Genomic DNA, 13232 nt, shown 5'->3' with positions numbered 1-13232 from the left:
ATTATCCTTTTCGCCCTAAAGCCCAAGCCAAATAAGGCGCACCGACCAGTGCTGCAAAGAGGCCCAGCGGCAATTCATAGGGGAAGGTCGCATTGCGCGAACCAAGATCGGCAATCACCATCAAAAGCGCGCCAAGCACTGCTGACGCGACCACGTGCGATCGTGCCTGATCAAAGCCCATGCGACGCGTCATGTGGGGCGCCATCAACCCCACGAAACTCAATGGCCCGACCAAAAGCGATGCGGCGGCACTGGCAATACAGGCCAGCAATATTGTGAGCATCCGCGCCGTCCGCACAGGCAAACCGAGCGAGATCGGAATGGTTTGCCCCAGCGGCAGGATCGTCAGCCAGCGCGAAGCAAGCAATGCAAGTGCTGTGATCCCCAATGCCAGAACCACGAGGAAAACTGCGCTTTCAGGCGTTGCCGTAGCAGATGAACCGCTCAGCCATGCAAGTATCTGCCACGAACGCTGATCGCCGATAGAAAGAAAGATACTCAAGATAGCCGAGGCGAGCGAGCCGACCGAAATGCCGGCCAGCAACAGGCGCGAGGATGACAGTCTTCTCCGGCTTGCAAAACTCAACACGACCAGCATGGCAATCAAAGCGCCGATCCCCGCACAAAGCAGTAGTTCCGCATTATTGGGTGAGGCAAAAATGGTCAGCGCGATTGCAAAGCCAATGCCTGCACCACCGCTCACGCCAATGACCTCGGGACTTGCGAGCGGATTTCCGGTAAGACGTTGCAGAACTGCACCGGCCATCGCAAGCAGGCTCCCAGCGGCAGCCGCGGCCAGAAGACGTGGCCAGCGCAAATGCAAAATCTCGCGGAATTCTTCACCGGTCAGCAGCAGCCAGCCCTGCGGCGTGCGTGCGAGTGATAAGGCAAGAAAGGATGCTATCAGCAGCGCCGCAAGAAGTGCGGCAAGTTTCTTATTGGATGCACGCTTGAAGACCTGTGCAGGACCAGACTGTTGCGAAGCAGCCGTCCGCACACGAGGGATAAGCCACAGCAGCAAGGGCCCGCCGATGAGTGCCGTAACTGCGCCTGTCGGGAAAGTCTCACCGAGACGACCCCCAAAAAACTGTACCGCTCCGTCACAAATCCAAAGCAGAACCGCACCGGCAATTGGTGAAGCAAGCAATATCGAGCCTGGCTTCCGGACGCCGAAGCCACGTACGATTGCAGGCGCTGCCAAGCCGATAAAGCTGATAAGGCCAACATTGGCCGCAACGCCCGCACTAAGGATTACAGCAACAGCTACAACAGCCACTCGAAGCCATGCCAGCGGGACGCCAAGCGAGCGGGCGCTGCTATCTCCAAGACCCGCAAGTGTCAGCGGGCGGCTCAACATGATAGCGGCAATAAGACAGACAATGAATTGCAGTGCGAGAGCAACGGTCGACGACCAATCCTGCTGGCTTAGCGAACCACCATTCCATGTCACCAGCGACATCAGATATTCGCCCTGCGATAATGTCATTGCGGCTGAAATCGCACTGCATGTGACACCAATCAACAAACCGGAGACTACCATCGTAACGGGGTCAAGCCGGCTACGCCAACCTAAAAGAAACACGATTGCAGTCGCCAAACCGGCCCCAGCAAGGGCAACGGCCCAACGAAATTGATCGAGCAATGTCGGAAAGAAAAGCGTCGCCGTGACAATCGCCAACTGTGCACCCGACGACACACCCAAAGTGGATGGATCGGCAATCGGATTATTCAAAAGCCGCTGCAACAAAGCGCCTGCTAATCCCAGAGCAGCTCCGGCAAAAATCGCAACGGAGGCGCGCGGCAACAATGCATAGACCAAAATGACCTGTTCGGTGCTCATTTTCTGCGGATCAAACGGCAGTGTGGGCCACCCACCAAATGGCAGAAACGCGTTGGCGTTCCAGAGAAACAGTCCAAGAGCAATCGCAACGCCGACGACAGCGTTTGAAATGAGTTTGGCATTAGTCACAGGGATGCCTCCCTGCTGGTCTGCAAGGCTTCTTTCAGGAGCCGGGCGAACCGCAATCCCGCAGTTATACCGCCATAGGGATTGATATTATCAAGCATATAGACCCGTCCTTCACGGACTGGCTTAAGCGACTGCCATATCACGCTGTTGCGCAGACTATTGCGCGATTCCACCGGAATTTCGGATATGATGATGATGCGAGCATCTGGATTTGCAGCCAGATTCTCCAAAGGAACAGGTGCTGCAAACGTATAGCGCGAGCGATCCGTCCAGGCATTCGGCAGTCCGAGCCTCTCCAGAATATCGCCGAACATACTGTCATTGCCAAAAGCACGGAAATGACGCGCGTCGCCTATATTGATGAGATAGGTCGGGCGGGAAGCAAACGGTTTCAGCGCCTCTTTTGTATCGAAGAGAAAGTTGGCCTGATTATTCAGAACTTCGACCGCTTTAGCATTCAGATCGAGTTTTCGCCCAAGTTCCGAAACGGCCTCAAGTGACTTCGCATAGGGTCCCTCGCCCCGCACATAGAACGGCAAGGACATGACAGGCGCTATCGATTTCAGTGCATCCTCATGCCGTGTGTAAAAAGGAGAACTCAGGATCAGGTCCGGTTTGAGCAGATAGAGAAGCTCAAAATTTGGCGAACCGCGCAAGCCAAGATCGATGACCGAAGCGGGGATTGCTGGTTCAACCGCATCTTCACGGAAGCGAATGAGTTCCGTGACAGCAGTTGGCGTGACGCCCAGCACCATCAGACATTCAAGCATGGCCCAATCGATTGCTGCAATGCGCGCAAATGGATTGGCACGCGCCACATTTGGCAAGGCCAAAGCCGCCAGAAGGCCAAGGGCTTTCCGGCGGCTGATTTTAGAGCGCTGTGCGTCCAAACCGCCGCACAAAGGAGCCTCTGACTTGCCGAACCTACGCATCGTGCTTTCCTAAAATCCATTCCGATTTTTGGGCCGATGCTGTTGGAGCAGCGAATATCGATCCGCGCTGCGGGTTTGTTACCATGTAAATGTCAGCTTGCTCATATAGGTTCTGCCGTCACCATAGTTACATCCGAAAGAACTGCAACTTGCGAGATACTTCTTGTCCGCAATATTCTTAATATTCAGCGACCCCTTGATGCCATCTTTCTGATAGTGGATCGCGGCATCTGCCAAGGTCACACCGTCAAGATCGAACGTATTTCCGGTATCGCCATAACGCTGGCCGAGATATCGCATCCCCCCGCCCACTCCAAATCCTTCAAGCGCCGAACCTTCCTGAAAAGTATAGTCGAGCCACAGGCTGGCTGCATGTTCCGGTACGTTTGGCGGGCGATTGCCATCATCCTTACCGCTAATAATTTCAGCCTTCATGTATGTGTAGGCCGCACGCAGGTCGAGGCCTTGGGTAAGGCTGGTCACACCTTCAAGCTCAAGTCCTTTAACTTGTATTTCGCCAATCTGTTCGGTGGTCGAGCCAACGCCGCCCGGCAGCGGAACGCTGGTCGGTACATTTTGCTGGCGCAGATCGTAGATCGAAGCAGCAAAGTAACCATCCCAGCCATTGGGCTGATATTTCACACCCGCTTCCCATTGTTTGCCGGTAGTCGGCTGGAGCACACCAGCCGTCGCTGATACGGCAACGGGTTCAAACGAAGTTGCATAGCTGACATAAGGCGCGATGCCATTATCGAACACATAGCCAAGGCCTGCGCGACCACTCAGCTTCTGGTCATCCTGATCAAGTGGACGCGGTGTATTGGTGTTGCGATTGGTTGAGGTGCCGCGTGTCGAGGCCCAATCCTGACGCAGACCAAAAGTGGCACGCCAGTTTTCATAGGCAAGCTCATCCTGTGCATAGACACCGACTTGCGTCATGCGAGAATCGACAAGTGTGTTCACAGACGGTCTAGCCGTCAGGTATTTGATCGGCCCACCATAAACAGGGTTATAAGCATCGAGTGTCGTAGCGCTCCAGAACTGCGTTCCGGCACTGTTGTCGAAATAACGATAATCGACACCGACAAGGAACTTGTGTTCGACCGGGCCTGTATCGAACTCGGCAACAAGGTTGTTGTCGATATTGAACGTGTTCAGACGCTCGTTCTGAACTGTTGCCGTACGATTGATAGTACGGCCATCCTTAGCAAGCCCGGTGGAAGCCATGCCCAGAGCGGTATAATCCCAGCGCTGATTTGTGTAGCGCGCATTCTGCCGGAAGGTCCATGTTTCGTTGATACGATGTTCAAGCTCATAGCCAAGATTGACGACGTTGCGGCTTGAATCATCATAGCTTGGATCACCGACAGAGAAGTCGCGCGGCAGGCTGTAATTGGTCGCATTCAGCGTGAGCTGCGGCGGCAGGCCCGAGGGCGAGCTTGGATTGTCGTGCTGGAAGCTCGTGAGGATCGTCAGTTTGGTGTCCTCGTCCGGCTTCCATGTGAAAGCCGGCGCTATGAAATAGCGGTCATTATCAAGATTGTCGGTCTGAGTGCCTGCTTTGCGCACCATCCCCGTCAAACGATAGGCGAAATGGTCGTTTTCCATAATCGGACCGCCGACATCGAAAAACGTACCATAGGTATTGTAACTACCGGCCTGAACGCCGATTTCGCCGAACTTCTCAAACGTTGGACGCTTGCTGATCATATTGATCAGGCCGCCGGGATTGCCCTGACCGAACATCACCGAGGCAGGACCACGCACAACTTCAATGCGTTCCAGCATGTAAGGATCGACGGCCGAGGCACCTGCAGTCCGCATAAGGCGAAGGCCATTGAGGAACTGCACCTGACGACCATCGAAACCACGGATCAGCGGTGAATCAAACCGCGGATCAGAACCATAGGGTTCTGAAACCACACCCGGTGTGTAGCCAAGCGCTTGCCCGAGTGTCTGGGCATCCTGTGCTTTCAACTGATCGGCTGTAATGACCGAGATCGACTGCGGAGTTTCAACCAGCGGAGTACCGGTCTTGGTCGCGCTGATGCTGGTCCTGGCCACATAGCCTTTAATGGGCGCTGTGGGATCTTCCGAACCGCCATTCACGACGATCGGCGCAAGCACAGTCGGGCTTGCGGGTTCCTGTGCATGCGCTCCGACAAGGGCGGCAAATGTGGTGCCGGACAGTATGACAACCGATAATGCGTGGCGGTTTCGGGCCAGGATTTTCACTTTGATCCCCTCAAAATTTAAACTGGACTCCAATAATCATCTTTTCTGAATCTATCCAATAATTCAAGGAGGTATTTTTCATAAGTATGAGTTATGATATTTAAAATCGTCATTGTTTTGAATTATTCAAAGAAACGATCATGCCAGAACAGCGCAGCAAACTCCTATCCTCCAAATCCTTTGAATTGCGCCATTTGCGCTATTTCTGTGCGCTTGTTGAGGAGAAAAACTTCGAGCGGGCAGCTGCAAAACTCGGCATCGCACAGCCCGGCCTGAGCCAGCAGATTATGGCTTTGGAAGCGATCCTCGGGGCGCCGCTTCTCGATCGCTCCCGCCGTGCCGTTCAACTCACGCAATCAGGGGAAGTGCTATACCGCGAGGCCGACAAAATTCTCATGCAGGTCGACGCCACCATGATTGCGGTCAACCGGGCCGGACGGGGAGAAATCGGACAAATTTCAATCGGTTATGTCGCCTCTGCAGCCTATTCCGGCATCGTGTTTGAGACCATCCGCACATTTAAGGATGAATATCCCGACGTCGCCGTCAATCTGGTGGAGATGGAGTTGCGGATGCAATTAACGCGCATTTCCGAAGGCTTGCTCGATATAGGTTTTGTACGCTGGCCCGCTCTTCTGCTGCCCGGTCTCACCAGTCTTGTTGTGCGCCGAGAACCGCTTATTGCGGTGCTCAGCGAAATGCATCCGTTGGCGCATCAATCGACTATTGAACTCACTGAACTCAAAGACGAGATTTTCATCACACCTCGGCAGCCAGCCGATATCGGGTTTCACGGAACAACACTGGAAGCGTGTCGCAGCGCTGGTTTTGAGCCGAATACCAGTGCACAGGCGCTTGATTTTACCGAGATCGCAAGCCGCGCCTCCATTGGAATGGGCGTGGCATTGGCTCCAAAATCGCTCAGCGCCGTTGGCCTGCCCGGCATCCGCTATATTGATGTCGCGGGCATTCCGACCACATCCGATGTGGCACTTGCCTTCCGTAAAAGCGAAGCATCACAGGCCGTCAAAAGCTTTATCGCCATGTGCCGCAGGATGGGGCTTTGATCTAAAGATTGCCATTCTCTACGATGAAATCAACGACCTCCTGCACGCCTTTACCGCGATGGAGATCAGTGAACCCATAAGGGCGCCTGGCGCGCATCCTAGCCGTATCACTTTCCATAACCTCAAGGTCCACATGAACATAAGGCGCAAGATCGCTCTTGTTGATGACCAGAAAATCGGAACGCGTAATTCCCGGCCCGCCTTTGCGCGGTATTTCCTCGCCCTGACAGACCGAAATCACATAAAGCGTCAGATCGGCCAAATCCGGCGAAAACGTCGCCGCAAGATTATCGCCACCAGATTCAATGAAAACAATATCAAGATCAGGGAACCGCTTGTTCATCTCAGCAATTGCCTGGAGATTGATCGAGGCGTCTTCGCGGATCGCTGTATGTGGACAGCCGCCAGTTTCCACACCCATAATGCGGTCTTCGGACAATGCCTGATGCTTTGCGAGGATAAGCGCATCCTCACGCGTATAGATATCGTTTGTGATAACCGCGATGGAATATTTATCGCGCAGCGCCTTACAGAGTTTTTCCGTCAACGTCGTCTTGCCTGAACCAACGGGTCCGCCAATACCAACGCGCAAAGGTCCGTTTCTCTGTGTCATGAGCGGAAAAGCCTCGAATGCTGTGTTTCATGTTTCATGGCGGTGATATCGGCAAGGAACGTCGCCGAACCGAGATCATCGAGTGTAGATTGCGCGGCACGTGCAGCCGTTGTTAGCAAGGTTGTTTCCAGTGCAGCCATCAAGGTAGTCACGCCACTTTGCCCTGTGACCGAAAGGCGGATCGACGCCTGCAAGAGATTGATACAATACGCCTGCAGATAGGCGCTCAGTGCTGACACCAATGGAATACCGTGCGCACCGGAGATAGCACCTACCGCCACCGGATAAGCGCAATCGGCAGGCAATTGCGCGAAGATTGCATGATCCCAGCTTCGCGCTGCCGTCACAAATGCAGCGCCTTGCAACATGGTTTCCATATGTCGCTCGCGCGACCCGCCAAGCGCTTCGGCAAGTTCCGCCACCGCATTAAGTTCATCATTTGATGCCCCAAGCCGCCAGCTTTCAGCAAACAGCACCGCATCGTTCCAGCCAGACCCATAGCTGACCAGCGAGTGCAACCAGTCCTTCAGGCTCTCAACGCCACTGACCAGACCGTCATGAACAGCACGCTCCAGCCCATTGCTATAGCTGAACGAGCCGACCGGAAACACCGGCGAAAGCCAGGCCATCAGACGCAGCAATGCGGTGTTGTGATCAGTCGTGATCGTGGTGGTGATGGTCATGATGGTGATGGTTGTGCCCGTGGCCATGCGACGAACGCCCACCGGAATAAGCGCCGCGCAGTGGGCTGAAGATGTCGACTGTATCCGTAACTTTGGCACCAAGCCCTTCAAGCATGGCTTTGATTACATGATCGCGCAGAATGAAAATACGATCAGGCTCGATCTGCGCGGCAAGGTGCCGGTTGCCGATGTGCCATGCAAGTTCGGCAATATGGAGCGCGTCACGTCCGTGAATTTCATAAAGCGCCTCTCGTGCAGCACGAATTTCGATTTCGCGCCCGTCTTCCAGCACCAGCCGATCACCATGATCGAGCACCACCGGCTCTGCAAAATCCACGAAGATTTTCTCACCATCTTCAAGCGCAATGGCTTTGCGACGCAGATGGCGCTCGTCGCGTTCGAGAATTGCGTGACCGGCCGGGACGGCATCAATCACTTCATGTGCACGAATTATCGATTTTACTTCTATCATTTCAAACCTTTGAAGCATTTGAGCCAAAAGCGCGAAGCAGTTTTGTGTAGGATAATGCGTAAAAACAAACCGTTAGAGCGGCTCCAACGATTCAGTCTTAGCGGGCATCGCTCTAATACAGGAAGTAGCGTTGGGCCATTGGGACGATATCGACAGGTTCACAGGTCAAAAGCTCGCCATTGGCACGCACTTCATAAGTCTCTGGATCTACTTCCATCTCCGGCATGGCGTCGTTTAAAATCATTGAGCGTTTGCCGATGCCATCTCGTGTATTTTTCACCGCAACCATCTGCTTGTCGACGCCAATTGCCTCACGCAGTCCCGCACTCATTGCGGCTTCCGAAACAAATGTGATGGAGCTGTTGGTGCGTGCTTTGCCGAACGAGCCGAACATTGGCCGGTAATGCATGGGTTGTGGTGTGGGAATGGATGCATTCGGATCGCCCATAGGTGCCGTTGCTATCCAACCTCCAAGCAAGACAAAATCCGGCTTTACGCCAAAGAATGCAGGGTTCCACAACACCAGATCGGCACGCTTTCCGACTGCCACTGAGCCAATTTCATGTGACATGCCATGGGCGATTGCCGGATTGATCGTATATTTCGCTACATAGCGACGGACACGATAATTATCATTGCCCGGTGTATCGTCTGAAAGAGAGCCGCGCTGGCGCTTCATCTTGTCGGCTGTCTGCCAGCAGCGGATGATCATTTCGCCCACACGACCCATAGCCTGACTGTCAGATGAAATGATTGAAAACGCACCCATGTCGTGGAGAATATCCTCCGCAGCGATTGTCTCCTTGCGGATACGGCTTTCGGCAAAGGCAATATCCTCCGGGATCGAAGGCGACAGATGATGACAGACCATCAGCATGTCGAGATGTTCGGCCACCGTGTTGACCGTATAAGGCCGTGTCGGATTGGTCGAAGCGGGCAACACATTCGGATATTGGCAGACCCGAATAATATCCGGCGCGTGCCCACCGCCTGCGCCTTCCGTATGGAATGAGTGGATCGTGCGCCCTTTGAATGCCGCCAGTGTATCTTCGACAAAGCCGGATTCGTTGAGCGTATCGGTATGGATTGCCACTTGCACATCAAAGCGATCCGCAACCGAGAGGCAATTATCAATGGAAGCAGGTGTCGTGCCCCAATCCTCATGCAATTTCAGACCGCAAGCTCCGGCAAGCACCATTTCTTCGAGTGCACCCGGCAAGGATGCATTACCCTTGCCAAACACGCCAAAATTCATCGCCATGCCATCAAAGGACTGGATGAGACGAGCAATATTCCATGGCCCCGGCGTGCATGTGGTTGCCAGCGTGCCATGAGCCGGACCGGTGCCACCACCAACCATACAGGTGACGCCGGAAGTAAGCGCTTCTTCCACCTGCTGCGGTGAAATGAAGTGAATGTGCGAGTCTATCGCGCCCGCAGTCAAAATACGGCCTTCGCCTGCAATAATCTCCGTGCCCGGCCCGATGATAATCGTCACGCCCGGTTGGGTATCGGGATTGCCAGCTTTGCCGATACCCGCAATGCGCCCATCGAGCAGCCCGACGTCAGCCTTGTAGATGCCAGTATGATCAAGGATCAGCGCATTGGTGATGACTGTATCCATGGCACCTTGTGCACGTGACAGCTGGCTTTGCCCCATACCATCGCGGATCACCTTGCCGCCGCCGAACTTCACTTCCTCACCATAAACGGTCAGGTCCTTCTCGACTTCGATGAACAGCTCCGTATCTGCAAGCCGAACCTTGTCACCGGTCGTTGGGCCGAACATCTGCGCATAGGTTGCGCGACTAATTCTGGCTGGCATGAAACTCCCCTTTTCCCGAGGTTAAAGCTTGCCCATGACAAGCTGACGGAAGCCATAAATCTCGCGTTTGCCACCGATCGGTACCAGCGTCACATCACGCTCCTGTCCCGGTTCAAAACGCACCGCTGTTCCCGCCGCAATGTCGAGCCTGAACCCGCGCGCCTGTTCGCGATCAAAGGACAAAGCCGCATTGACCTCATAGAAGTGGTAATGGCTGCCAACCTGGATTGGGCGGTCGCCGGTGTTGGCAACCTTGATGATTATAGTTGGCCGACCTTCATTGAGTTCTATGTCGCAATCAGCTGTAATGATTTCTCCAGGTATCATTGCTCACCTCACCCAGCCATCAGCATAAGACCGCCAAGCGCAGTCGCACCACCTGCAACGCGCAACGCAAGGCGTCCATTCGGTCCGCCCATCAAACGCCCCACTGCCAGACCCACGCCAATGCCTGCGACATGAAGCAGGATCGTCGCCAGAGCAAAACCAGCCCCATAGGTGAGAAATGCTGCACCACCAATTTCGCCACCATGCGCATGTCCATGGAAAAAGGCGAAGAACCCGACGATCATCGCGCCGACGACTGCTGAAACCGGCAAAGCCAAAGCGACCAGCAAGCCAATCACCACCACCGAGGCCAGAATTACAGGCTCAACGAATGGTACAGGAAGGCCTGCAAGTGCAGCCACGAAGCCCAGCAACATCACTCCGACAAAGGCTGCAGGCACCGCTAACAGCGCCCGCCCGCCCAGCATCGCTGCCCAAAGACCAACCGCCACCATCGCCAGAATATGATCCGCACCTGAAAGCGGGTGCGTGAAACCAGCCGCGAAAGAGCCATGCTCTGCCGGATTAAGATGTGCGAAGGCCGGGCTCGCAGTTAGTGCCAGAACTGCTGCTGCAAAAACCGTTGATTTCTTCATATTTATTCCCTCTTTTATGACTTTCCCGCCTCAGCGGATGGGTTCGTGCACGGTGACCAGCTTCGTGCCATCTGGGAACGTTGCCTCAACCTGAACGTCGTGGATCATCTCGGCCACACCTTCCATCACCTGCTCACGCGTAATCACATGCGCTCCAGCTTCCATGAGGTCGGCGACAGAGCGTCCATCTCGTGCACCCTCAACCACGAAGTCGCTGATCAACGCGATCGCTTCGGGATGATTGAGCTTAACGCCACGTTCAAGACGACGGCGTGCAACCATGGCTGCCATGGCGATCAGAAGCTTGTCTTTTTCTCTCGGCGTCAAATTCATAACTTTGTTCCAAATCGTCTTTCTTTAAAGCTGCGAAGCGTCACCTGACTTAAATTGACCAAACTTTAGGCAACCCTGCCTTTCCATTGAGCAGCGCCAGTAACGGGACCAGCCGCTTGCGCAGTTCATAGCTATCCGGCGCAATGAGCCGGATAATCAGCTTGGACGCCCGATTTGCATCCACAAGGCTACACCCGCCATCGTCGCCCACAATCACCCGTGCGGCATCAAGATGCCGTTCGGCTTGATCAGAAACCATCAGAACCGTAGCAATCGCCAACGCACCATTTGCTACCGCTCTGGCCTGCAATTGCTCTGCAACATCAGGCCCAAGGCGCAATTCTTCGGCGTGGACCAATCGCCCTTCCAGCCGCACGCGCCAGCGATCATGAAACAAGGCGCGCTCAACCGTTTCGCCCATGGCGAGACGCCCGAAGACATTTGCTTCCACCACCAGAAGATCAGCACCTTTCTCCATCTCGATATCGAGCCTGCGTGTGAGTGCAGATCGATTGAAAAGAATGGTCTCCTGTGGGAGCCATGCAAGACGCGTGCCTTTTGCAAGTTTGAGGCTTGTTGCAATGCGAGCTTCGCCACCGCCTGAGCGATATATGCGCTCGCAAGCCTGTGTGGTGACGACAGCAGACGCGTTTTCGCTTAATTCCACATCCCATCTCAGGCGGTCTCCGCCTGTTAAACCGCCGGAAGTATTGATGAGAATTGCTTCAAGAGGATCAACCAGCGTGCGCGGCATGCGTATCTTGGCTGCGCCCTCCTGATAAAGCTTTGCGATGCGTGTACGACCATCCCTGAACTGAAGCGACAATTGCCCCAGCCCATTAACGCGTTGCGACGAAAGCGCTTTCAGATGATCATCTGTTACTGTCATGTTCTCAACCTTCAGAGCGCACCACAAAAATCTGGAAGCGTCTTTGAAGTTTCAGTATGCGAGTTTCATGCCAGAAGAACGAAAAGCTTGTTTCAAACAAAAACCCCGCCATCATTTCTGAAAGCGGGGTCCGTTAGGTTCTGAACTACTATCAGGCCTATTCTGGCTTTATAGTCTTGAGAAGATCGGCAATCGAGACTTCGACCGTTGGGCGAATATCCTTCCGCCACAAGGCAAAAGCCACGTTGGCTTCGATGAACCCGGATTTCGAGCCGCAGTCGAATGTGCGGCCATGATAATCGAAACCGTAAAATTTCTGTGCGTCGGCAAGCTTCAGCATCGCATCAGTCAGCTGGATTTCATTACCCGCACCCTTTTCCTGCTTGCTCAGCAGTTCAAAGATTTCCGGCTGAAGAATATAGCGGCCATTGATATAGAGATTGGATGGCGCCGTGCCCTTGGCAGGCTTTTCAACCATCTGGTTGATTTCAAAGCCGTTGCCGATTGCATCGCCCTTGCCGACGATACCGTATTTGTGGGCTTCTTCAGGATTGCATTCCTGCACAGCAATGACATTGCCGCCGGTCTGCTCATACAGCTCGACCATTTCCTTCAAGCAGCCCTTTTTCGACTGCATGACCATATCAGGCAGGAGCAGAGCAAAAGGTTCATCGCCAACCAGCTCGCGGGCACACCATACGGCATGACCCAGACCCAGCGGAACCTGCTGGCGGGTAAAGCTCGTCGTGCCAGGCTGCGGCTGCAATTCCTGCAGATGCTCAAGCTCTGCCGTCTTCCCGCGCTCAGCCAGGGTCGCGTAGAGCTCAACCTGCGCATCGAAATAATCCTCGATGACAGCCTTATTGCGTCCGGTGACGAAAATCAGATGTTCGATACCCGCTTCGCGCGCTTCGTCCACCACATACTGGATGACAGGCTTGTCGACGACGGTGAGCATTTCCTTGGGGATGGACTTGGTCGCTGGAAGAAAGCGGGTGCCAAGACCGGCGACGGGGAAAACTGCCTTGCGGATTTTGCGGATCGAACTCATTCGTCTCCTCGATTTTTTTCACTAACGCTGATGTGCTATCAAAGCATTGAAACCACTGCATTTCAAATAGGGCGTTTTCATTAAGGAATGACGAAATTTCGTCTTATTCCTCATCACATTCGATGACCTTACCTTAATCTTACTTGATTCAAAAATTTCGCAAAACTTTCTGCAATTTTTTCGATGATCTCACCATGGTAAACCAAATGCTAACCTCAAGCCTCTAATGTGAACATGAAA

13 protein-coding genes are annotated in these 13232 nt (G+C 54.0%); 1 reads left to right on the top strand and 12 read right to left on the bottom strand.

Annotated elements, in window-relative coordinates; translation table 11 throughout:
- Position 1 precedes the first annotated feature (1 nt).
- The 3 genes from fhuB to CEV32_RS22760 form a co-directional block, all read right to left on the bottom strand.
- Positions 2-1969, bottom strand: a complete 1968-nt coding sequence (gene fhuB / locus CEV32_RS22770) for a Fe(3+)-hydroxamate ABC transporter permease FhuB (protein ID WP_094579405.1) — start codon at positions 1967-1969, stop codon at positions 2-4.
- Positions 1966-2901 (bottom strand): iron-siderophore ABC transporter substrate-binding protein, encoded by a 936-nt coding sequence (locus CEV32_RS22765; RefSeq protein ID WP_094579404.1) that lies wholly within the window; start codon positions 2899-2901, stop codon positions 1966-1968. Before CEV32_RS22765 ends, fhuB begins: the two co-directional genes overlap by 4 nt.
- A 78-nt stretch (positions 2902-2979) precedes the next feature.
- On the bottom strand, positions 2980-5094 hold the full coding sequence (locus CEV32_RS22760) for a TonB-dependent siderophore receptor (RefSeq protein ID WP_374883070.1): 2115 nt from the start codon (positions 5092-5094) through the stop codon (positions 2980-2982).
- 182 nt (positions 5095-5276) lie between these two features.
- Here CEV32_RS22760 and CEV32_RS22755 point away from each other — a divergent pair, with 182 nt between their 5' ends.
- Complete coding sequence (locus tag CEV32_RS22755) at positions 5277-6203, top strand: LysR family transcriptional regulator (protein WP_094579402.1); 927 nt, start codon at positions 5277-5279, stop codon at positions 6201-6203.
- Between the two features lies 1 nt (position 6204).
- Here CEV32_RS22755 and ureG read toward each other — a convergent pair whose 3' ends face one another.
- The 9 genes from ureG to galU all read right to left on the bottom strand — a co-directional run bounded on the left by ureG (position 6205) and on the right by galU (position 12992).
- Positions 6205-6816 carry an urease accessory protein UreG gene (gene ureG / locus CEV32_RS22750; protein WP_094579401.1) on the bottom strand — a complete coding sequence of 204 codons (612 nt, stop codon included), beginning with the start codon at positions 6814-6816 and terminating at the stop codon, positions 6205-6207.
- The gene (locus CEV32_RS22745) at positions 6813-7499 is read right to left on the bottom strand and encodes an urease accessory protein UreF (RefSeq protein ID WP_094579400.1); all 687 of its coding nucleotides are present in this window, start codon (positions 7497-7499) and stop codon (positions 6813-6815) included. The genes ureG and CEV32_RS22745 overlap by 4 nt, the downstream gene beginning before the upstream one ends.
- Positions 7471-7971 carry an urease accessory protein UreE gene (gene ureE / locus CEV32_RS22740; protein WP_094579399.1) on the bottom strand — a complete coding sequence of 167 codons (501 nt, stop codon included), beginning with the start codon at positions 7969-7971 and terminating at the stop codon, positions 7471-7473. The genes CEV32_RS22745 and ureE overlap by 29 nt, the downstream gene beginning before the upstream one ends.
- Before the next feature lie 112 nt (positions 7972-8083).
- Entirely contained in the window at positions 8084-9796 is a 1713-nt protein-coding gene (gene ureC, locus CEV32_RS22735) for an urease subunit alpha (RefSeq protein WP_094579398.1), read from the bottom strand.
- 21 nt (positions 9797-9817) lie between these two features.
- The gene (locus CEV32_RS22730) at positions 9818-10123 is read right to left on the bottom strand and encodes an urease subunit beta (RefSeq protein WP_094579397.1); all 306 of its coding nucleotides are present in this window, start codon (positions 10121-10123) and stop codon (positions 9818-9820) included.
- Positions 10124-10131: 8 nt separating this feature from the next.
- The gene (locus CEV32_RS22725; protein WP_094579396.1) at positions 10132-10719 is read right to left on the bottom strand and encodes a HupE/UreJ family protein; all 588 of its coding nucleotides are present in this window, start codon (positions 10717-10719) and stop codon (positions 10132-10134) included.
- A gap of 30 nt (positions 10720-10749) precedes the next feature.
- Positions 10750-11052, bottom strand: coding sequence for an urease subunit gamma (locus tag CEV32_RS22720; RefSeq protein ID WP_094579395.1), 303 nt, complete (start codon positions 11050-11052; stop codon positions 10750-10752).
- A gap of 49 nt (positions 11053-11101) precedes the next feature.
- Positions 11102-11941 carry an urease accessory protein UreD gene (locus CEV32_RS22715; protein ID WP_094579394.1) on the bottom strand — a complete coding sequence of 280 codons (840 nt, stop codon included), beginning with the start codon at positions 11939-11941 and terminating at the stop codon, positions 11102-11104.
- A 157-nt stretch (positions 11942-12098) separates the two neighbouring features.
- Positions 12099-12992, bottom strand: a complete 894-nt coding sequence (gene galU / locus CEV32_RS22710; RefSeq protein WP_094579393.1) for a UTP--glucose-1-phosphate uridylyltransferase GalU — start codon at positions 12990-12992, stop codon at positions 12099-12101.
- Positions 12993-13232 lie beyond the last annotated feature (240 nt).

Origin of the sequence: Brucella rhizosphaerae (genome assembly GCF_002252475.1) — a bacterium.
Lineage (GTDB): Bacteria > Pseudomonadota > Alphaproteobacteria > Rhizobiales > Rhizobiaceae > Brucella > Brucella rhizosphaerae.
Note: the sequence above shows the minus strand (reverse complement) of the source record. Positions and strands in the feature narration are given on the sequence as shown.

Excerpts from the sequence above, each read along its gene's own strand:
- CEV32_RS22765 (WP_094579404.1), bottom strand. The coding sequence starts at position 2,901 with ATGCGTAGGTTCGGCAAGTCAGAGGCTCCTTTGTGCGGCGGTTTGGAC.
- CEV32_RS22755 (WP_094579402.1), top strand. The coding sequence starts at position 5,277 with ATGCCAGAACAGCGCAGCAAACTCCTATCCTCCAAATCCTTTGAATTG.
- ureG (WP_094579401.1), bottom strand. The coding sequence starts at position 6,816 with ATGACACAGAGAAACGGACCTTTGCGCGTTGGTATTGGCGGACCCGTT.
- CEV32_RS22745 (WP_094579400.1), bottom strand. The coding sequence starts at position 7,499 with ATGACCATCACCACCACGATCACGACTGATCACAACACCGCATTGCTG.
- ureE (WP_094579399.1), bottom strand. The coding sequence starts at position 7,971 with ATGATAGAAGTAAAATCGATAATTCGTGCACATGAAGTGATTGATGCC.
- ureC (WP_094579398.1), bottom strand. The coding sequence starts at position 9,796 with ATGCCAGCCAGAATTAGTCGCGCAACCTATGCGCAGATGTTCGGCCCA.
- CEV32_RS22730 (WP_094579397.1), bottom strand. The coding sequence starts at position 10,123 with ATGATACCTGGAGAAATCATTACAGCTGATTGCGACATAGAACTCAAT.
- CEV32_RS22725 (WP_094579396.1), bottom strand. The coding sequence starts at position 10,719 with ATGAAGAAATCAACGGTTTTTGCAGCAGCAGTTCTGGCACTAACTGCG.
- CEV32_RS22720 (WP_094579395.1), bottom strand. The coding sequence starts at position 11,052 with ATGAATTTGACGCCGAGAGAAAAAGACAAGCTTCTGATCGCCATGGCA.
- CEV32_RS22715 (WP_094579394.1), bottom strand. The coding sequence starts at position 11,941 with ATGACAGTAACAGATGATCATCTGAAAGCGCTTTCGTCGCAACGCGTT.
- galU (WP_094579393.1), bottom strand. The coding sequence starts at position 12,992 with ATGAGTTCGATCCGCAAAATCCGCAAGGCAGTTTTCCCCGTCGCCGGT.